Source organism: Pseudomonas sp. MAG002Y, assembly GCF_019400845.1.
Classification (GTDB): Bacteria; Pseudomonadota; Gammaproteobacteria; order Pseudomonadales; family Pseudomonadaceae; genus Chryseomonas; species Chryseomonas luteola.
The window spans coordinates 23,546-43,301 of sequence record NZ_WOEJ01000027.1; the positions used below are offsets into that span (position 1 = coordinate 23,546).

The window sequence follows — 19,756 nt, forward strand, 5'->3', positions numbered from 1 at the left end:
CTTGAGCATAGCGTGTCATGGGTGTGCGACGGAACTCAGTCGCTTTTGGCGTACAGTTTGGGTTCGCCATCTGGCCGCGTCTTGAAGCGCCGGTGTGCCCATAAGTACTGCTCGGGCAGCTTACTGACTTCTTTTTCCACCCACTGGTTGATTCTTAGGCAGTCAGCCTCCTCCGTCTCACCCGGGAAGTCCTCCAGCGGCGGATGGATAATCAGGCGGTACCCTGACCCATCGGCCAGCCGCTCTTGAGTAAAGGGCATGACAAGTGCCCGGCCCAGGCGTGCAAATTTGGTGGTAGCAGTAACCGTAGCGGCCTGAATTCCGAATAACGGCACGAAGATACTTTGCTTGGCGCCATAGTCCTGATCAGGTGCGTACCAGATGGCGCGGCCGCCTCTGAGCACCTTCAACATGGCCCGTACATCTTCGCGCTCGATGGCAGTGGCATCCAGATTATGTCGCTCACGCCCCTTGCGCTGCACGTAATCGAACACTGCGTTTTTGTGTTCGCGGTACATTCCGTCGATGGTATGCCGCTGCCCAAGCAGCGCAGCGCCGATTTCGAGCGTCGTAAAATGCAACGCCATCAGGATGACCCCCTTGCCCTCTTGTTGGGCTCGCTGGAGGTGCTCGATTCCCTCGATATGAGCGAGCCGACTCAGGCGTGATCTGGGCCACCACCAGCTCATGGCCATCTCGATCAAGGCGATACCGTTCGATGCGAAATTTTCTCTGAGCACACGCTTACGTTCGGCCTCGCTCCATTGAGGAAAGCACAACTCGAGATTGCGCATCGCAATATGGCGTCGACTGGCAGAAACGTGCAGTATGACCCAGCCTATTGCACGACCCAGACGAAGCAGTACGCAATAGGGTAGCTGGACGATCAGCCAGAGTACGCCCAATCCCAGCCAGAGCAGCCAATAACGGGGATGAAGAAAAGCAGGTCGAAAACGAGGGCGTTCCATCAAACATCCTGGTAAACATTAAACGGTACATTCTACATTCCTGACCGTTAGCAAGCAGCCATGCTTGCGACATGCTTGTCATCTCGTTATAAGTCCTCGGCATCTGACGCACGCGGTCCCAACATGAGCCAGGTTGATCTTCTCGATAACGATTCCGTATTCCAGCTAAAGGGCAACATGCTTGCCGTTACCGTGCTGGAACTCTCCCGCAACGATCTTTCACGCCTCGACCGCCAATTGGCACAGAAGGTGGCACAGGCGCCCAATTTCTTTCACGACACCCCGCTCATTCTATCGCTCGACAAGCTCGAGGAAGACGATGAGGTGCTTGACCTGGGTGCCCTGCTCGATCTCTGTCGCCGCCATGGGCTGCGAACCCTGGCGCTCCGAGCCAGGCGGCCTTTGGACATCCGGGCTGCCAACGATTTCGATCTGCCGGTGCTTCCTCCGGCAAGCGGTGCAGGGCGCGAGCGTGCCCTTGAGCTGCGAGAGCGGGAACCGGCAAAAGCGGCAGAATCTGCGCCTGAACCGGAGAAACCTGCCGAACCTGCCGTGAACCCTACCAAAGTCATTACGGCACCCGTACGCGGCGGCATGCAGCTTTATGCACCCGGTGGTGACCTGGTGGTGTTATCCTCGGTCAGTCCGGGAGCTGAATTGCTTGCAGACGGCAATATTCATGTGTATGGGCCAATGCGAGGTCGTGCCCTTGCAGGTGTGAAGGGCGACACAAAAGCAAGAATTTTTTGCCAGCAACTTACCGCCGAACTGGTCTCGATTGCTGGACAATACAAAGTAGCGGAAGACTTGCGCAGACATCCCCAGTGGGGAAATCCTGTTCAGATCAGTCTGTCTGGAGATGTGTTGAACATCACACGTCTTTAACGGATACTGCCGCGAATTTTTTACGAAGCGGTAGCGTCATCGATACCGCTTTCAGACCCGAATGGCGTCTGGAGTCCAGCCGAGTATTGTGTAGTGTTCCGGCGGCCATTTTTTGGTACTCCAGCCGTTCATTCCGTGAGCTTATTTCGAATTTAGGGTGAATCAGCTTGGCCAAAGTACTCGTAGTCACCTCCGGTAAAGGCGGTGTCGGCAAAACAACCACAAGCGCGGCCATCGGCACTGGTCTGGCCCTGCGCGGGCATAAGACCGTTATCGTCGACTTCGACGTGGGGTTACGTAACCTTGATCTGATCATGGGGTGCGAGCGTCGTGTTGTGTATGACTTTGTAAACGTCATCAACAACGAAGCCACGCTCACCCAGGCGCTTATCAAAGACAAGCGTCTCGAGAATCTGTATGTGCTGGCAGCCAGCCAGACGCGTGACAAGGATGCCCTTACGCTGGAAGGTGTCGGCAAGGTAATCGAAGAACTTAAGGGTAACTTCGAATATATTGTCTGTGACTCCCCTGCCGGAATCGAGAAAGGCGCCCATCTGGCCATGTACTACGCCGATGAAGCCATTGTCGTGACCAACCCGGAAGTCTCTTCCGTACGTGACTCGGATCGTATGCTTGGCCTGCTCGCCAGCAAATCCAAGCGCGCCGAGAACGGCGAGGATGCGATCAAGGAGCACCTGCTTCTGACCCGCTACAACCCAGAGCGCGTCAACAAGGGTGAAATGTTGGGCGTAGAGGATGTGGAAGAGATTCTGGCTATCCGTCTACTCGGCGTCATTCCTGAGTCTCAGGCTGTCCTGAAGGCATCGAACCAGGGTATTCCGGTCATTCTCGACGAACAGAGCGACGCCGGCCAGGCTTACAGCGACGCGGTAGAGCGGCTGCTGGGCAAGGAAATGCCTCATCGCTTCCTCGATGTGAAGAAGAAAGGCTTCCTACAACGACTATTTGGGGGGAGTGAATGAGCCTCTTTGCTTTCTTTCGCGATCGGAGGAAGCAAAACAGCGCTTCCATCGCCAAAGAGCGGCTGCAGATCATCGTCGCTCACGAACGCGGACGTCACTCCCAGCCTGACTACCTGCCTCAGCTGCAGAAAGATCTGCTGGAAGTCATCCGCAAATATGTACCGATCGAGCAGGACCAGATCCAGGTGGAATTGGAAAACCAGGGTAGCTGCTCGATTCTGGAACTGAACATCACTCTGCCAGACCGGGATCGTTGATCCCTGGCTGGTCATTCATCGGCGGCTCATGCCGCCGATGGGCTCTTTTCTGAACGTGACATGCCTCTCTCAAATATCCGTTTCATCCACCAGGACGATGCGTTACTGGTAGTAGACAAGCCGACCCTGCTGCTCTCGGTTCCCGGTCGAGCCGAAGATAACAGGGATTGCCTGGTAACCCGCCTCCAGGAGAACGGCTACCCCGAGGCACGTATCGTGCACCGTTTGGACTGGGAAACCTCCGGGATCATGGTGCTTGCGCGCGATGTAGATAGCCACCGTGAGCTCTCTCGCCAGTTCCATGACCGCGAGACTGAAAAGGCCTATACCGCGCTTTGCTGGGGTGAGCCTGAGGCCGACAGCGGCCGCATCGAATTACCACTGCGGTATGATCCACCGACCAAGCCACGGCATGTCGTCGATCACGAGTTGGGGCGCCACGCGCTGACTTTCTGGCGCGTCCTGGAACGTTGCGGTCATTACAGCCGGGTCGAGTTGACGCCTATTACGGGACGCTCCCACCAGCTCCGTGTGCACATGTTGTCCATTGGTCATCCGCTATTAGGTGATCGGCTTTATGCTCATGAAGACGCCTTGAATGCGCATCCCCGGTTGTGCCTGCATGCCAGCCTTCTGGCACTGACCCATCCCAAAACAGGTGAGCGCATGCGCTTTGAAAGCGCAGCACCATTTTAAAAATGTCCAAATGGAGCGGCTATTACGATGCCGTAGGTGACGAGCCGGCCCGCTCTACACTACTGCGTGCGCTGGACCATTGGAACGGTCCCACTGGAGCAGCGCTTGATCTTGGCTGTGGTACAGCTTGTGACACGCTCGAGCTCCTAGCGCGCGGCTGGGATGTCATTGCCGTTGATGCACAGGCAGAGGCGCTGAGCGCCTGAGCATTCGTGTCTCGGAAGGCCAGCATCAGCGCCTTACCCTGCCGCAAATGCGCTTCGAGACACTGGAGCTGCCCAAATGTCAGTTGATCAATGCGAGTTTCTCGCTTCCCTTTTGCGAGCCCTCGTCCTTCACCTTATGGCACTCAATTTCCACGGCGTTACGGCCAAACGGGCTGTTCGCCGGTCAATTGTTCGGACCGAGAGACAGTTGGGCTGCCTGAGGCATCACAGTGCTAGGCAGAGCCTCTGTTCTGGCGCTGCCCTCGGATTGGACATTGATTCATTTTGACGAAACTGAGGGGGGGGGCGGGAAAACGGCAAAGGGAGCCAACAAGCATTGGCACCTTTTCGACCTTGTGGCGCGTTAATCGACTAACTGAGTTAGCCCCCTAACAGCATAAATGGATAGACTAGGGGCATATCGTAAGGAGTACCGCATGCGCGACACACTCAATCAAGGTTTGATCGACTTTCTCGCTTCGTCCCCTACCCCTTTTCATGCTACCGCCACGATGAGTCGCCGCCTTGAGCAGGCCGGCTTCCAGCGGCTGGATGAGCGGGATACCTGGCATCTTCGTCCGGGTGGACGTTACTACGTTACACGTAATGACTCCTCATTGATCGCATTTCGCCTGGGTGATGATCCGCTACGCAACGGCCTGCGGATGGTTGGTGCTCATACCGATAGCCCCTGCCTGCGCGTAAAGCCCAACCCAGAGCTCTACAAGCAAGGGTTTTGGCAACTGGGTGTGGAAGTTTACGGCGGTATGCTGATGGCGCCCTGGTTCGATCGGGATCTGTCCCTGGCAGGTCGTGTCACCTTTCGCCAGACCGGCACTCAGCATAGCCGCCTGATCGACTTCAAACGTCCGATCGCTATCATTCCGAATCTGGCTATTCATTTGAATCGTGAGGCCAATCAAGGCTGGCCCATTAATGCCCAGAACGAGCTTCCCCCCATTGTGGCGCAGGTACCGGCCAGTGAGCGACGCGATTTCCGTGCGCTGCTGACCGAGCAACTGGAGCGGGAGCATGGCATCCTGGCCGAGTCGGTACTGGACTTCGAACTATCGTTCTATGACGTGCAGAAAGCCGCTGTGGTGGGTCTGGATGAAGACTTCATTGCTGGCGCCCGCCTGGATAACCTGCTGTCCTGTTATGCCGGTCTGGAAGCGCTGCTGTCGGCAGATGGCAATGAAAGCTACGTACTGGTATGCACAGACCACGAAGAGGTGGGCTCGAGCTCTCACTGTGGCGCGGACGGCCCGTTCCTTGAGCAAGTCATGCGCCGTGCCCTGCCGGAAGGTGAGGACTTTACCCGGATCATCGCCCGTTCACTGTTGATCTCGGCCGACAATGCTCATGGTGTACACCCGAACTATGCCGAGAAGCATGATGGCAATCATGGCCCTAAACTCAATGCCGGGCCGGTCATCAAGATCAATAACAATCAGCGCTACGCGACCAACAGCGAAACCGGTGGATTTTTCCGTCATCTCTGCCTGGAAAATGAAATACCGGTTCAAAGCTTTGTGACCCGCAGCGATATGGGTTGTGGCTCGACTATCGGCCCGATTACTGCCAGCCAACTGGGCGTTCGCACAGTCGATATCGGCCTGCCGACGTTTGCCATGCATTCGATCCGCGAACTCGCTGGCAGCCATGACCTGAATTATCTGGTGAAAGTCCTTAAAGCCTTCTATTCCAGCCATGTACTGCCATAAGGCAGAGGGAACCGCACGATGATCACGCATATCCGCAACAGTCTGCTTGAAGCCAAGACAGCACTGGACAACTTTTTGGCTGACGAACAGGCGCTACGGAATATCGAGCGTGCGGCAGAACTGCTGGTTGAAAGCTTCGAGCACAAGGGCAAGGCCTTCTCCTGCGGTAACGGCGGCTCCATGTGTGACGCCATGCATTTCGCTGAAGAGCTGACCGGCCGTTACCGCAAAAACCGCCCGGGCATTGCTGCCGTCTCCATAAGCGACGCCAGCCACATCAGCTGTGTGGCAAATGACTTTGGCTACGACTACATCTTTTCTCGCTATATCGAGTCCCATGGGCGCGAAGGAGATGTCTTGCTGGCCATCAGCACCAGCGGCAAGAGTCCCAATGTGCTCAAGGCCGCTGAGGCAGCAAAAGCGTTGGGTATCAAGGTCATTGCACTAACCGGCAAACCAGGCTCCCTGCTCGAAACCATGGCCGATGTCTGCATCTGTGCGCCTGGCGGCCACTATGCCGATCGTATCCAGGAGCTGCATATCAAGGTCATCCATATCCTTATGGAGCTGATCGAGCGTAAGTTGAACCCGGAAAACTACGCCTGACTTAACCATTCGGAGGCGGTGCCAACCATGGCGCCGCACTCACTTTACTCTGGCACGTCTACGCTGACATGAATGGCGTCGTGCCGCCAGTATTCCAGATCGCAATCGATCAGACGCCCCTGCTGATCGCGGTTGATACGTGTGATATGCAGCGCCGGGCTTCCCATGCTGACCTTAAGTGCCTGCGCAGCGTCCGCATGCAACGCTGTAGGCCGCATTTCGAAACGAACACGCCCATACCGGATACCGTATTCGCTGGCATAGAGGTCGGTTAGCGAATGGGTCAGGTCAAATTGCAGGATATTGGGAAAATAGATCGGGTTGAGATAGTGCTCTACATAGAGCACCAGACGGCCGTCGATACGCCTGGCTCGCCGTATCTGATAGACGCCTGTACGCTCGGGAAGCTCGAGAAGCCCACACACCGTTGCATTAGCAGATACCAACCGAGCCGAGAGGACTTCGGTAGCCGGAACACGGCCCTGCCCTGCCACCATGGCATGAAAATGCGAGCGTACTAGCGGGTTATAGGCCACTCTGGGGGGCGAAACAAACCAGCCACGTCGCTCTTCCCGATAAATCAGCCCCTGCGACTCCAACTGCCCAAGCGCTTCACGCAACGTAATCCGGGTCGTTGAAAACGACTCGCTCAAACGTCGTTCTGCAGGCAGCTTGGTGGAGGGCGCAAGCGCACCACACATAATCTGCTCCTCCAATGAGCGGCAGATGGCTGTGACGGTTTTTGGTGCGTCATCGTGCGGGCTTGCTCTCATTTGGACTAGTCCAGCCGGTAAAGCTCAGGGATGCATGAGCCAGAAAGAAATAGTGGCAGCTTAGATTATCTAGATGACCGCCCCGTTAAGCTGCGAGTTAGCTCATGATTCGTCGTTAGGGCAACCCTCTGCATAGATGCCATCAAGGTGGAAATCAAATCGTCATCCTTAGGCGGTAGATTGGCTTGCGTCTTGCTGACCTAGACCAGCCAATCGACCACGCCTCGAAGGAGCGCTCAATGAAACGCTTGCTTGCTTCACTGTTGGGTAGCGCACTTGCGCTGAATGGCACCCTGGCCCTGGCCGCCACGGATATGAACACACTCGAGCAGGCTGCCCGCCAGGAAGGCCAGGTTGATAGCGTAGGCATGCCTGATACCTGGGCCAACTGGAAGGACACTTGGGCCGATCTGCAGAAAAAGTACGGCCTCAAGCACATGGATACAGACATGAGCTCAGCCCAGGAAATAGCCAAATTCGCAGCCGAGGGTGAAAACGCCACCGCCGATATGGGTGACGTGGGCGCCTCGTTTGGCCCAATTGCCGTTGAGAAAGGCGTGACCCAACCATACAAGCCCACCACCTGGGAGCAGATTCCCGGTTGGGCCAAGGACAAGGACGGTCACTGGATGCTGGCGTATACCGGCACCATCGCGTTTATCGTCAACAAGCAGCTGGTAGCTGATGTTCCCCATAGCTGGGCTGACCTGCTGCAGGGCAAATACAAGGTTGCCATTGGTGATGTAAGCGCTGCCTCACAGGCAGTGAGTGGGGTCCTGGCGGCTACCTACGCTAACGGCGGTGACGAAAAAAACATCAAGCCCGGCCTGGAATACTTTGGCAAGCTGGCGCAGCAGGGCCGTTTGTCCATGACCAACCCGGTCGTCTCGACCCTGGAGAAAGGCGAAGTCGAAGTGGGTATCGTTTGGGACTTCAACGGATTGAACTATCGCGATCAGATCGATACTTCACGCTTTGAAGTGCTCATCCCCTCAGACGGCTCGATTACGTCCGGCTACACCACGATTCTGAACAAGTATGCCAAGCATCCGAATGCAGCCAAGCTGGCACGTGAATACATTCTTTCCGATGCTGGCCAGATCAACTTGGCTCGCGGTTATGCCCGCCCCATCCGTGCTGACCATATCCAGCTACCCGAGGATGTAAAAGCCAAACTGTTACCAAGCGAGCAATATGCCAGTGCCAAGCCCATCGCGGATGCCAAGGCCTGGGAAGAAACAGCCAAGCGTCTGCCACGTCTCTGGCAGGAAAACGTGATCATGCAGATGAAGCAGTGATCCAATGAAGACGATCCTAGTTGTGCTGGACGGTCTGGCCTATGGAGTCGCCCGTGACTGCATGGGCTACCTCCAAGGTATCTATCAGGCAGGGCGCGGACGGCTCTATACCATGCAGTATGAATTGCCGTCGCTTTCCCGCCCGCTCTACGAGTGCATTCTCACAGGGGTACGCCCCGTCGACAGCGGCATTACGCACAATCAGATCGTCCGGCTTTCGAGCCAGCGCAGCGTGTTTCATTATGCGCGCGAGGCCTACCTCACGACGGCGGCTGCGGCCTATCACTGGATCAGCGAACTTTATAACCGTTCGCCCTTTGATGCCGCACGGGACCGTCATATCTGTGCCCCGGACCTGCCTATCCAGTACGGCCATTTCTATTACGCCGATCACTATCCAGACTCTCACCTCTTCGACGACGCCGAAAGCTTGAGACAACGTCATTCCCCTGATTTTCTGCTGGCTCACTCGATGAATATCGATGATGCCGGCCACAAATACGGACTTTCCAGCAGCCAGTATCGAAACGCCGCACGTGTGGCAGATATATGCCTGTCCGGCCATTTACCGGTATGGCTGGAGGCGGGCTATCAGGTGATGGTGACAGCCGATCATGGCATGAATGATGACCGCAGCCATGGGGGGCTGCTGCCTGAAGAGCGTGAAGTCCCGTTATTCGTGTTCGGGACAGGCTTCAGCCTGAAAGAGGCAAGCCCTGTACAAACTGACCTATGCGGTACGCTTTGTGAGCTTTTAGGTGTCGCCCATGACAAGCCGGTTTGTCGGGAACTCCTGGCATGAAAGGCAAATGGCTCGCCACATTGTGCCTTCTGCCCTTTCTAGTTTTCTTTTGTGCATTTCAGATAGCCCCATTGATCTGGATCGCTATCAACAGCCTCAAGCATCTGGATGGCTGGGGCCTGGGTAACTTCACCGAAATCCTTGAATCACCCTTCTATCGCCAGGCTATACGCTTTTCACTGGAGATTTCGGTCTGGTCCAGCCTGTTAGGCCTGCTAATCGCCATTCTGGGCAGTTACTCGCTACGCCAGGTCGACTCGAAGCTAAGAGATTTCGTGACAGCCTTTGCCAACATGACGAGTAATTTTGCCGGTGTTCCCCTGGCGTTCGCCTTCATCATCCTGCTTGGCTTCAATGGATGCCTGACCCTGCTGCTCAAGCAGACCGGGCTGATTGAGAACTTTAACCTGTACTCCAAAAGCGGATTGATCCTGATCTATACCTACTTCCAGATTCCGCTAGGCGTTCTATTGCTCTACCCTGCCTTTGATGCCCTGCGCGAAGACTGGCGTGAAGCTGCCTCACTGCTTGGCGCCAATACCTGGCATTTCTGGCGTCATATCGGGCTGCCGGTGCTGACTCCGGCGCTGCTAGGTACATTCATCATTCTACTGGCCAATGCGCTGGGGGCCTACGCAACCGTATATGCCCTGACGACGGGCAATTTCAATGTGGTCCCGGTCCGTATAGCGGCATTGGTCTCTGGCGACATCTTTCTGGATCCGAACCTCGCAAGCGCCCTTGCCATGCTGCTGGTGATGCTCATGGCCGTGATTACCCTCGCTCACCAATGGCTGCTACGCCGGAGCTACCATGTCAAACGCTAACCGGTCGGTTTCACTCTACCATCGCCTGGTCGTCTGGCTGCTCTTTCTGATTCTTCTACTGCCGCTCGCTGCTACCCTGCTGTATTCATTGGCAACACAATGGTCCGCCACGCTTCTTCCCAGCGGGCTGACCTTGAAATGGTACGTAGCGCTCTGGAGCGACTCACGCTTTCTCATCGCCTTCGGGCATTCATTGATCGTCTGCGTGGGCGCGCTGCTACTGGCCGTCTTCCTCGTACTTCCTCTCATGTTCGTCATCGCTTACCATTTTCCCAGGCTCGATGCACTCATGAACGTGCTGATCCTGCTGCCGTTCGCCGTGCCGCCTGTGGTGTCTTCCGTAGGATTGCTGCAACTCTATGCTGGCGGCCCCTTGCCGTTGATAGGCACACCATGGATTCTGATCGGCTGTTATTTCACCATCGCCCTGCCGTTCATGTACCGAGCCATCAGCAATAATCTGCAGGCACTGAATATTCATGACCTGATGGATGCGGCTCACCTGCTGGGCGCCAGCACCTTCCGGGCGGCCCTCCTGGTGGTACTGCCCAACCTGCGCAAGGGTCTTATGGTGGCGCTGTTTCTGTCATTTTCGTTTCTGATTGGCGAATTCGTTTTTGCCAACATTCTTGTTGGAGCGCGTTACGAAACCTTGCAGGTCTATCTGTACAACATGCGCAATGGCAGCGGCCATTTCACGAGCGCACTAGTCATCTCGTACTTTCTGGTCGTCCTGACCGTAACGTGGGCCGCCAGTGGTTTGAGCCGGGATAAATCATGAGCTTTCTAAGCGTTGAACATCTGCACAAGAGCTACGGCTCGAACATGATCTTTCAGGACATCGATTTCTCTGCAGAACAAGGTGAGCTGGTTACGCTTTTAGGACCTTCCGGCTGCGGCAAATCCACCTTGCTACGCTGCCTGGCAGGCTTAACCTCGGTAAACGGTGGACGCATCCTGCTCGACGGTCAGGATATTGCGACCCTGCCGCCGCAAAAGCGCGGCATTGCCATGGTGTTTCAGAGCTATGCGCTGTTTCCTAACATGACGGTCGCGCAAAATGTAGCGTTCGGCCTGAAGATGCAAAAAGTGGATCGCCAAACTTTACACCTGCGCACCGCCGAAGTGATCGAACTGGTAGAACTCAAGGGGTTCGAAGACCGCTACCCTCATCAGCTGTCGGGAGGGCAATGTCAGCGTGTCGCCCTGGCGCGATCACTGGTCACTCGTCCACGTCTGCTGCTACTCGACGAGCCGCTATCGGCACTGGATGCGCGCATCCGCAAGCATCTACGAGAACAGATACGCAGCCTTCAGCAAGCGCTCAACCTGACTACCCTGTTTGTCACGCATGATCAGGAAGAAGCCTTGACAATGTCCGACCGCATCGTGTTGATGCAAGCGGGCCGCATCGTACAAAGTGGCGATGCGGAAACCCTCTATACTGCGCCAGCCACGCTGTTTGCAGCAGGCTTCATGGGTAACTACAACATTCTAGATCCTGCTCAGGCTTCTACCCTGTTAGGGCGAAACTTCACTCAACAGGTGGCGATCCGCCCTGAATCAATCAGGATCAACGCATCGGAAGGCCCCAGTGCCGAGATTGTCGGACATACGCTGCTAGGCAATGTCATTCGCTATCGCGTGCAGACATTGGGGATCGAATTACTGGTAGATGTCCTCAATCAGGATGCCTCTGCCTTGCACCCGTGCGGCTCACGCGTCACATTGGGGATCGATTCATCAGCCGCAAGAGAAGTCGCATGACCCTCGCTATTTTCGACCTTGACGAAACCCTGATCGACGGTGACTGCTCCAGCTTGTGGTGCCAGCGAATGGCCCAACTCGGCTGGGTTGACGAGTCCTTCATCCAGCGTGATGCCGCCCTGATGAAGGCATACGCCGAAGGCGCCCTGGCCATGGAAGAATACATGGCATTCGCCCTGGAGCCGCTCATAGGTCGAGCGCCTGAGGAGCTGGAGCCGGAGATCGACGCCTATGTCGAAGATGTGATCGAGCCTCTGATCTTCAGCGATGCCTGCCGCTGCATTGCGGAACATCGCGCCAGAGGCGACCGGATTGTATTGATTTCGGCGTCCGGTGCTCATTTGGTCGAACCGATTGCCGGTAGGCTGGGGATCAGCGAAATACTGGCCATCGACCTGGAACTGGCCCATGGGGTCTACACTGGCCGTACTCAAGGTGTTCTGACCTATCGAGAAGGCAAGCTGACGCGCCTTCTCGAGCTGATAGATCATCAGGAGGTCGAGCTTGCAGATGCCAGTTTCTACTCTGACTCACGTAACGATCTACCCTTGCTAGAACGCGTTGGGCATCCGCACGCCGTGAATCCCGATCCCTATCTGCGCGAGCAGGCCAGCCAGCGGGGTTGGCCAATCCTTGAGTGGAAATAGCCAAACAAAGGCTGGCCATGCCGGCATGGCCAGCCTCGACATCAGATTAGGCTGTCATCGAGGATCATCACGACCTTACCGTTCACCTTGTTGCTCGACAGTGCCGCAAACGCCGCCTCGGCATCCTTGGCAGCAAATTTCCGCTCCAGGTTCGGCTTGAGCTTGCCTTCTGTAAACAACGGCCAGACTCGTGCAGCCAGCTCTGCCATCAATCGGGCTTTGAACGCCGTATCGCGGTTACGCAGCGTAGAACCGATCAGGCTAATGCGCTTGCTCAACACCTTTGCCAGATCGAACTGCGCCTCTCGACCACTCATCAGGCCAATCAGTACCCACCGCCCGTCACGGCGCAGCACATCCAGATTAAGTTCGGCGTAGCTTGCGCCTACCGGATCAAGGATCACGTCGAATGGCCCGAAGTCACGCAGTCCTTCCAGCCCCTGGTGCCGATCAACGCCCCCTTCGGCACCCAGCGAAATGCAATAGTCCAGCCGCTCGGCCGAACCTACGCTGACCCAGCAAGGATTACCAAAAGCCTTACAGAGTTGAATGGCGGCAGAACCTACGCCGCTGGCCCCTGCGTGCAAGAGTACTTTCTCGCCAGGTCGCAAGGCTGCCAATTCGAAAAGATTGCACCAGGCCGTTGCCCAGACCTCAGGTAGCGCTGCTGCCTCAGCCATCGACAGCCCTTCGGGAACCGGAATCGCATGCTGAGCATTCACCACGACTTCGCTGGCCATACCACCACCGGCCAGCAGAGCACAGACACGATCCCCGACGTTCCAATTGGCTCCCTCACCAACTTCGACCACAACACCGGAACACTCCAGACCCAGGGTTTGCGGCGCTCCAGGCGGTGGCGGATAGTTACCGGCCAATTGAAGAAGATCGGCGCGATTAAGCCCGGCCGCGGCGACCTGGATGCGAATTTCACCTGCGGAAAGAGCAGGACTTGTCAGCTGTTGCCACTCAAGCTGACCTTCAATACCTTGCAATGCGTTCACGGTGCCTCCATAGTGAGCTAGCTTTTGACCTTTAACAGCGTACTTGACTGTTGCGGGGAACCGGAACGGTCAAGTACGGCCTATAGCGTTATTACCCGTACTCTAGTCGAATCAAGCATGAAGCAGCTTCTCCCCCGTACCGCCCTCCTGTTCATCCTCGGTGTCAGCGCTCTTCCGCTGGCAGCCAAAACAGCGAGCCCAAACGTCTGGGACGGTCTCAAACCAGACCGCGATCAAGTCGTGGCAAGTCTCAATGTGGTAGAGCTGCTCAAGCGCCATCACTACAGCAAGCCGCCGCTTAACGATGAACGCTCGATAAAGATCTATGACAGCTATCTCAAGATGCTTGATCCCAATCGACTGTATTTCAACGCAGCCGATATCGCCGAATTTGACGCGTGGCGGACTCGCTTCGACGATCTGCTCAAGCAGGGCGACCTGAATCCAGGCTTCACGATCTACAAGCGTTACCTGGACCGTGTGAAGGAACGCCTCGACTACACACTGGGCCTGCTGGACAAAGGCATTCCCCAGCTGAATTTTGCGGCAGACGAAACGTTTGACGTCAACCGCGAAAAGGCGCCCTGGCCGACCAATACTGCCGCACTGGATGATCTGTGGCACAAGAAGCTCAAGGATGAAGTGCTGCGTCTGAAACTGGGTGGCAAGGACGATGCTGCCATCAAGGAGCAGCTGCAGAAGCGCTATCGTAATCAGTTGGCGCGCCTGAAACAGACTCGCAGCGAAGACATCTTCCAGGCTTACATCAACGCCTTCGCCCAAACATACGATCCGCACACGCAGTACCTCTCGCCTGAAAGCGCAGAGAACTTCGACATCAACATGAGCCTTTCCCTTGAAGGCATCGGTGCGGTACTGCAAAGTGATAACGATTACGTACAGATCGTTCGTCTGGTACCAGCCGGTCCCGCCGACAAGAGCAAGCAGCTCGCACCCGCTGACAAGATCGTGGGTGTAGCGCAAGGCAAAGACGGCGAAATGGTCGACGTCGTCGGCTGGCGTCTGGACGAGGTCGTCAAGAAGATCCGCGGCGCCAAGGGCTCCGTAGTGCGCCTGGAGGTTATCCCTTCGAGCAATCCGCCGAACGATCAGACCACAAAGGTCGTCTCGATTACACGTGAAGCGGTAAAGCTTGAAGAACAGGCAGCCCAGAAACACATCATTGACGTGCCTCACAACGGCAAGACCTACAAGCTGGGTGTAGTCGATGTGCCCGCTTTCTACTTGGACTTCAAGGCGTATCGCGCCGGCGACCCAAATTACAAGAGCACTACCCGTGACGTGCGCAAGCTGATCGGTGAGCTGAAAAACGAGAAAGTCGACGGTATTGTCATCGACCTACGCAACAATGGTGGAGGCTCCCTGCAGGAAGCAACCGAACTGACTGGGCTCTTCATCGATCAAGGCCCAACGGTGTTGGTGCGTAACAGCGACGGCAAGGTAGACGTGTTGGCTGACGATGAAGGCGATGCTTTCTACACAGGTCCCATGACCGTGCTGGTCAACCGCCTCTCGGCCTCGGCTTCGGAAATCTTTGCGGGTGCCATGCAGGATTATCACCGTGCCTTGATCGTGGGCGGACAGACCTTCGGCAAAGGCACTGTTCAAACCATACAGCCTTTAAATCACGGTGAACTGAAGCTGACCCTGGCCAAGTTTTATCGCGTTTCAGGACAAAGTACCCAGCATCAGGGCGTTATCCCGGATATCAGCTATCCGGATATCGTAGATAACAAGGAGATCGGCGAAAGTGCGCTACCCAACTCCATGCCATGGGATACGATCCGTCCGGTTCTTGAGGTAGAGAACAATCCGTTCAAGCCGTATCTGCCTGAGCTGATCAACCGTCACGATACCCGCACCAAGACCAACCCGGACTTTGTCTTTGCTCGTGAACGCCTTCAGTTTGCACAGGATGTCATGAAGGATACGACGGTCAGCCTGAACGAGCAGAAGCGTCGCGCCGAGCAGGACGCCCTCGACAAGCGCCAGCTGGCAATCGAGAACGAGCGTCGGGTAGCTAAAGGTGAGGAGCCCCTCAAGGAATTGAAAAAAGTTGATGACGACGCTATTGCTGCCGCCAACAACGACGAAAAGACCAAACCTCAAGACGATGCCTACCTGATGGAGAGTGGTCAGATCCTGCTCGACTATCTGGACTTGAGTCACGGCGGTCCGTCTCACTGATTGCCGTCATCAAATAGTCATCGAACTGTCGTGAAATGAACAAGGCCAGCTTATCGCTGGCTTTGTTTATTCAGGACCAAGATAGATGACCGTCAACGAACAGTTGAGCGCGCTTGAGCAGATACTGGCTCGAAGTGATATACACAGCCTTTTCCAACCTATCGTTTCCTTGAGCGAACGCCGCATCATTGGCTATGAAGCACTTAGCCGTGGGCCTTCCAACAGTCCTCTGCACTCCCCGCTTCCCCTGTTCGCCATTGCTCGTACGGCACAGCGTCTGTCCGAGCTGGAAATGGCGTGTCGCACCCAGGCATGCACCGGTTTCCGTGATCTAGGCCTTGAAGGTAAGCTCTTCCTTAACATTTCCCCCGAATCACTTCTTGAGAACAGTCACGAGCAGGGCCGCACCCTGAAACTGCTACAGCGTCTGGGTATCCCTGCTAACCGAATCGTCATCGAGCTGACCGAACAGGCCCCAACCGACGATCTGGGCCTGCTTGATACCGCCTTGCACTACTATCGCGCAATGGGCTTTTCGATTGCTCTGGATGACCTGGGGGCCGGCTATTCCAGCCTGCGCCTGTGGTCCGAGCTGCGCCCGGACTACGTGAAGATCGATCGTCATTTCATCGATGGTATCCATCGTGATGGCGTCAAACGGGAGTTTGTAGGCTCCATCCTTCAAATGGCCAAGGCGTCCAACGCCGTGGTGGTTGCTGAAGGCATTGAGCTGCATGAGGAACTGGTCGTGCTGGCCGAAATGGGCATTGATCTAGTTCAGGGCTACCTTCTGAGTCGTCCTGAAGCAAATCCCCCGCGGGAAGCACGCGAGATCATGCCTCGCCTGGAGACACGCCCCAAAAGCCTTACAGAGGGCGGTACAGGCCTGACATCCATGTTACTTGAGCGGCCTGCCATCCAGGAGCAGACGTTGATACCTGCCGTCATGCAGCTTTTCCACGACAAACCCAGCTTTAACTCCCTGGCCGTGCTTGATGAACACGGTGCGCCTGTCGGCATCGTCCACCATTATGCCCTTGCAGAAGCCCTGCGTAAGCCCTTTGCGCCGGACCTGTTTGGTCGCAAGCCCATTACGCGACTTATGCATCTGGATTTTCTATGTGTGGAGAAGAGCCAATCTCCTCTTCACGTCAGCCGACTACTCACCCAGCGCGCCAAGCAGCGGGTAGAAGAAGACTTCATTATTGTTGATCAAGGCCAATATGTCGGCATGGGTCGTGTGGTTGATCTTCTCCAACTGATTACTGAGCAGAAGATTCAGGAAGCACGGCATGCCAATCCTCTGACAGGCCTGCCCGGCAGCGTGCCGATTCATCATTGTCTAAGCCAGTTACTGGAGCGCAACCAAAACGCCACCCTGTGTCACCTTGATATCGACAGCTTTACGCCCTTCAATGAGATTTATGGATATGCCAAGGGAGACGAAGTACTGCTGTGCCTGGCACAGGCCTTGGCAGAAAGCATGGATCGCACCCAGGACTTCATCGGTCACTACGGCGATGACAACTTTATAATCGTCCTGCGCTCCATGGACTGGCGAGCACGGCTGACTCGACTCATGGAGACTTTCCAGAGTCGCTGCCGTCGCTTTTACGCACCGGAGCACCTGGATGCAGGCTGCCTGATAGCAGAAGATCATGAAGGCTACCGACGCGAGTATCCGCTGCTCTCTCTATCTCTTGGAGTTGTAAGGGTTACGGCAGAAAGTCGAACGTCACGCGATGCCCGCCAACTGCTTAAACTGGCGGAAAGCGCCAAAGCCCAGGCCAAAACCATTCCCGGCTATAGCTTGCACCTGATGGCCGAAATGGCCTGAGTTACCTATCTGAGGAAAAGTTGTACTCGAATACGCGCGTGACTTCAGATGCATGCCAGGCAGCCGCCTCTATACCATCTACCTCGCCGTTGAAGCGCCCGACTCGCTGGGCGCATTCAAAGAAACCAGGACGCGGCAGCCGGCTTGCACCCTGGCTGACCACCAATGCGCTGCGCAACGGCACACCCTCACGGGCATCCAGCGCTATCAGGTGTTCAAGGGCAGCAGTCAGTGTCGCCATGGCGGGCGTCGGTAACTGTAGACGCTCAATCAGCGAGCGATAGGTTACCAAGTGCCGCTGGCAACGAGCTTCTTCCAACTCGGCCAGCAACGCCTGCCAATGGGTACGACTGATCTGTAACGCCACAATACAAACCTGAATTCAACGAAAGGTTACTATAACAGCACAGCTTATCCTGTTCCGATGTGCAAGCACCTCTCGCCACCCAGGCTCATGCCCGCTCAACCACTATAACGCCCTCAGCAGGTTTCTCATTGGGAAGCGGCGGAGCCGATAGCGACTTTTGCACCGCTACGGGCTGGGCATCTCTCCAGGCGCGAAAGGCATCAAGCTCGCTCTGCCAGGTTTTGCTTACCCACGCCAGCACTGCCAGATCATCAATGAAGCCAAAGGTAAGCATCCAGTCAGGGATCAGATCAACAGGCGAAAGGAAATAAGCAAGTGCTGCGACTACCGACAAGAGTGCCTGCCGACTGATACCCCGATATTCTCCACGCCACCAGGCCAGTAGCAGGGAATGGAAGAGTCCCAAGGTATCCTTGGCGGCACCCAACCGAAAATCTCGCTTGGCCAGCTTACGCCCGACGGCCAATAGCAGTGCCGGTAAGCGCCCCCGAACAAGAAAACGTTGGGCAAGCCTCAAATAACGATCAAATCCAACGGGTGGCTTCATGAGATCTCCCCGCCTCGCAAAGGCAGTCTGATAGAGCGTTTGGCGAATAGGTAAATAATTACCTAGATTAGAGCATCGTCCTCACAAACAGGTTTCCTAAAACAAAAAAGCCCCGTATGAACGGGGCTTTTTAATAGAGCGGCGTGTTACTTCTTGGAAGTATCCTGCTCTTGTGCAGCGTCCGACTCGTCGGATGGCTCTTGCGTCAGGCCATTGTCGCCCTGAGCGCTTGGATCCTTGATACCTAGCAACTCTAGGTCAAAGACAAGAACGGAGTTGGCAGGAATGGCAGGGCTTGGGCTCTGCGCGCCGTAGGCCAGCTCGCTGGGGATGTACAGCTTGTACTTCTCACCTACGTGCATGAGTTGAAGCGCTTCAACCCAACCCGGAATTACGCCACTCACCGGCAAATCAATCGGGCTGCCACGCTTGATGGAGCTGTCGAATACAGTACCGTCAACAAGACGGCCTTCGTAGTGAACTGTCACTACATCATTCGGCTTGGGCTGCGGACCATCCGCCTTCTTGACCACTTCATACTGCAAACCGGAAGCTGTTGTGACAACACCCTCGCGCTTGCCATTTTTTTCCAGGAAATCCTTGCCTGCTTTGGCATTGTCTTCGCTGAGCTTGGTCATGCGCTCTTCTGCACGCTTCTGCAGATCGGCAAACGCATCTCTTAGCTGATCATCGGTAAGCTTCTGCTCTTTCTTGCCCACAGCATCTTCAATACCCAAAGCCACTGCTTTTGAATCCAGGTCATCGATGCCTTCCTGAGCAAGGCTTTTACCCATGTTCAAGCCGATGCCGTAGGACGCTTTCTGAGCTGGAGTTTCAAGATTAACCTTGGATTGTGATTGTGAGTCGCAGCCGCTGAGAACCAGGCCAACGAGGGCCACTGCTGCTGCCAACCGGTGCTGTTTCATGCTGTTTCCTTGTCCGTGCGCGAAGCGCGTTCGATAAAACCGCGAGCTTATCAGGGCCTAACTGCCACTGGCTACGGCATGATAAGAATAGTTAGTAGCTTATAAGTTCAGCGCTGAATAGTGACTAAATACAAAGCAGTCTGTGTCCGTGACGTATCAAACAACCCTGAACATACGGACTAGACATCTTTAAAAAGAAACTAACTGCACAAAAAACTTCCAGCAAAGAATGCTTAATAGAAGCGGAAAATAGCAGCCAGAAAGGTAATAAACCTGTAGAAACGAAAAAAGCGGCGCAAGGCCGCTTTTTTCGTAATTTATCGGGAGTTCAGTGGGCCCGATAAACTTAATATGGCGCAGCGGACGGGACTCGAACCCGCGACCCCCGGCGTGACAGGCCGGTATTCTAACCGACTGAACTACCGCTG

Annotated in this window: 21 protein-coding genes; 15 read left to right on the forward strand and 6 right to left on the reverse strand. The window is 55.6% G+C overall.

The window, feature by feature from the left end:
• Nucleotides 1-35 precede the first annotated feature (35 nt).
• Nucleotides 36-968 carry a lipid A biosynthesis lauroyl acyltransferase gene (locus GM154_RS24385; RefSeq protein WP_219653887.1) on the reverse strand — a complete coding sequence of 311 codons (933 nt, stop codon included), beginning with the start codon at nucleotides 966-968 and terminating at the stop codon, nucleotides 36-38.
• Nucleotides 969-1,091: 123 nt separating this feature from the next.
• On the opposite strand from GM154_RS24385, the gene minC reads away from it, so the two are divergent.
• From minC to lpcA, 7 genes are all read left to right on the forward strand, one after another.
• Nucleotides 1,092-1,853 carry a septum site-determining protein MinC gene (gene minC, locus GM154_RS24390; protein WP_219653890.1) on the forward strand — a complete coding sequence of 254 codons (762 nt, stop codon included), beginning with the start codon at nucleotides 1,092-1,094 and terminating at the stop codon, nucleotides 1,851-1,853.
• A gap of 167 nt (nucleotides 1,854-2,020) precedes the next feature.
• Entirely contained in the window at nucleotides 2,021-2,836 is an 816-nt protein-coding gene (minD, locus tag GM154_RS24395) for a septum site-determining protein MinD (protein ID WP_010795128.1), read from the forward strand.
• A complete protein-coding gene (gene minE / locus GM154_RS24400) occupies nucleotides 2,833-3,093 on the forward strand; it encodes a cell division topological specificity factor MinE (protein WP_010795129.1) in 261 nt (86 codons plus the stop codon). The genes minD and minE overlap by 4 nt, the downstream gene beginning before the upstream one ends.
• Before the next feature lie 60 nt (nucleotides 3,094-3,153).
• The gene (locus tag GM154_RS24405; protein ID WP_197871122.1) at nucleotides 3,154-3,789 is read left to right on the forward strand and encodes an RluA family pseudouridine synthase; all 636 of its coding nucleotides are present in this window, start codon (nucleotides 3,154-3,156) and stop codon (nucleotides 3,787-3,789) included.
• 2 nt (nucleotides 3,790-3,791) lie between these two features.
• On the forward strand, nucleotides 3,792-3,995 hold the full coding sequence (locus GM154_RS25775) for a hypothetical protein (RefSeq protein WP_258020032.1): 204 nt from the start codon (nucleotides 3,792-3,794) through the stop codon (nucleotides 3,993-3,995).
• Between the two features lie 437 nt (nucleotides 3,996-4,432).
• Complete coding sequence (locus GM154_RS24415) at nucleotides 4,433-5,719, forward strand: M18 family aminopeptidase (protein ID WP_219653893.1); 1,287 nt, start codon at nucleotides 4,433-4,435, stop codon at nucleotides 5,717-5,719.
• An 18-nt stretch (nucleotides 5,720-5,737) separates the two neighbouring features.
• Nucleotides 5,738-6,325 (forward strand): D-sedoheptulose 7-phosphate isomerase, encoded by a 588-nt coding sequence (lpcA, locus tag GM154_RS24420; protein WP_010795132.1) that lies wholly within the window; start codon nucleotides 5,738-5,740, stop codon nucleotides 6,323-6,325.
• Nucleotides 6,326-6,369: 44 nt separating this feature from the next.
• Here the strand turns inward: lpcA and GM154_RS24425 are convergent, their stop codons facing one another.
• Nucleotides 6,370-7,098 (reverse strand): UTRA domain-containing protein, encoded by a 729-nt coding sequence (locus tag GM154_RS24425; protein ID WP_037029642.1) that lies wholly within the window; start codon nucleotides 7,096-7,098, stop codon nucleotides 6,370-6,372.
• 239 nt (nucleotides 7,099-7,337) lie between these two features.
• Here GM154_RS24425 and GM154_RS24430 point away from each other — a divergent pair, with 239 nt between their 5' ends.
• The 6 genes from GM154_RS24430 to GM154_RS24455 are packed head-to-tail and all read left to right on the forward strand — an operon-like array spanning nucleotide 7,338 to nucleotide 12,439.
• Nucleotides 7,338-8,396, forward strand: coding sequence for an ABC transporter substrate-binding protein (locus GM154_RS24430; protein ID WP_074824484.1), 1,059 nt, complete (start codon nucleotides 7,338-7,340; stop codon nucleotides 8,394-8,396).
• 4 nt (nucleotides 8,397-8,400) lie between these two features.
• Entirely contained in the window at nucleotides 8,401-9,198 is a 798-nt protein-coding gene (locus GM154_RS24435) for an alkaline phosphatase family protein (protein ID WP_219653896.1), read from the forward strand.
• Nucleotides 9,195-10,025, forward strand: coding sequence for an ABC transporter permease subunit (locus GM154_RS24440; RefSeq protein ID WP_219653899.1), 831 nt, complete (start codon nucleotides 9,195-9,197; stop codon nucleotides 10,023-10,025). The genes GM154_RS24435 and GM154_RS24440 overlap by 4 nt, the downstream gene beginning before the upstream one ends.
• Nucleotides 10,012-10,806, forward strand: coding sequence for an ABC transporter permease (locus GM154_RS24445; protein WP_197871112.1), 795 nt, complete (start codon nucleotides 10,012-10,014; stop codon nucleotides 10,804-10,806). Before GM154_RS24440 ends, GM154_RS24445 begins: the two co-directional genes overlap by 14 nt.
• Entirely contained in the window at nucleotides 10,803-11,792 is a 990-nt protein-coding gene (locus GM154_RS24450) for an ABC transporter ATP-binding protein (protein WP_197871110.1), read from the forward strand. The genes GM154_RS24445 and GM154_RS24450 overlap by 4 nt, the downstream gene beginning before the upstream one ends.
• Nucleotides 11,789-12,439 (forward strand): HAD family phosphatase, encoded by a 651-nt coding sequence (locus tag GM154_RS24455; protein WP_219653902.1) that lies wholly within the window; start codon nucleotides 11,789-11,791, stop codon nucleotides 12,437-12,439. Before GM154_RS24450 ends, GM154_RS24455 begins: the two co-directional genes overlap by 4 nt.
• 41 nt (nucleotides 12,440-12,480) lie before the next feature.
• Here GM154_RS24455 and GM154_RS24460 read toward each other — a convergent pair whose 3' ends face one another.
• On the reverse strand, nucleotides 12,481-13,443 hold the full coding sequence (locus GM154_RS24460; protein WP_019367160.1) for an NAD(P)H-quinone oxidoreductase: 963 nt from the start codon (nucleotides 13,441-13,443) through the stop codon (nucleotides 12,481-12,483).
• A 117-nt stretch (nucleotides 13,444-13,560) separates the two neighbouring features.
• Here GM154_RS24460 and GM154_RS24465 point away from each other — a divergent pair, with 117 nt between their 5' ends.
• The gene (locus GM154_RS24465; protein ID WP_037029645.1) at nucleotides 13,561-15,651 is read left to right on the forward strand and encodes a carboxy terminal-processing peptidase; all 2,091 of its coding nucleotides are present in this window, start codon (nucleotides 13,561-13,563) and stop codon (nucleotides 15,649-15,651) included.
• Between the two features lie 85 nt (nucleotides 15,652-15,736).
• The gene (locus GM154_RS24470) at nucleotides 15,737-17,488 is read left to right on the forward strand and encodes a bifunctional diguanylate cyclase/phosphodiesterase (protein ID WP_219653903.1); all 1,752 of its coding nucleotides are present in this window, start codon (nucleotides 15,737-15,739) and stop codon (nucleotides 17,486-17,488) included.
• Between the two features lies 1 nt (nucleotide 17,489).
• Here the strand turns inward: GM154_RS24470 and GM154_RS24475 are convergent, their stop codons facing one another.
• The 3 genes from GM154_RS24475 to GM154_RS24485 all read right to left on the reverse strand — a co-directional run bounded on the left by GM154_RS24475 (nucleotide 17,490) and on the right by GM154_RS24485 (nucleotide 19,328).
• The gene (locus GM154_RS24475; RefSeq protein WP_019367163.1) at nucleotides 17,490-17,855 is read right to left on the reverse strand and encodes a hypothetical protein; all 366 of its coding nucleotides are present in this window, start codon (nucleotides 17,853-17,855) and stop codon (nucleotides 17,490-17,492) included.
• An 85-nt stretch (nucleotides 17,856-17,940) separates the two neighbouring features.
• Nucleotides 17,941-18,402: a YkvA family protein gene (locus tag GM154_RS24480; protein WP_010795144.1), complete on the reverse strand. Its 462-nt coding sequence runs from the start codon at nucleotides 18,400-18,402 to the stop codon at nucleotides 17,941-17,943.
• A gap of 146 nt (nucleotides 18,403-18,548) precedes the next feature.
• Nucleotides 18,549-19,328 (reverse strand): FKBP-type peptidyl-prolyl cis-trans isomerase, encoded by a 780-nt coding sequence (locus tag GM154_RS24485; protein WP_010795145.1) that lies wholly within the window; start codon nucleotides 19,326-19,328, stop codon nucleotides 18,549-18,551.
• Nucleotides 19,329-19,756 lie beyond the last annotated feature (428 nt).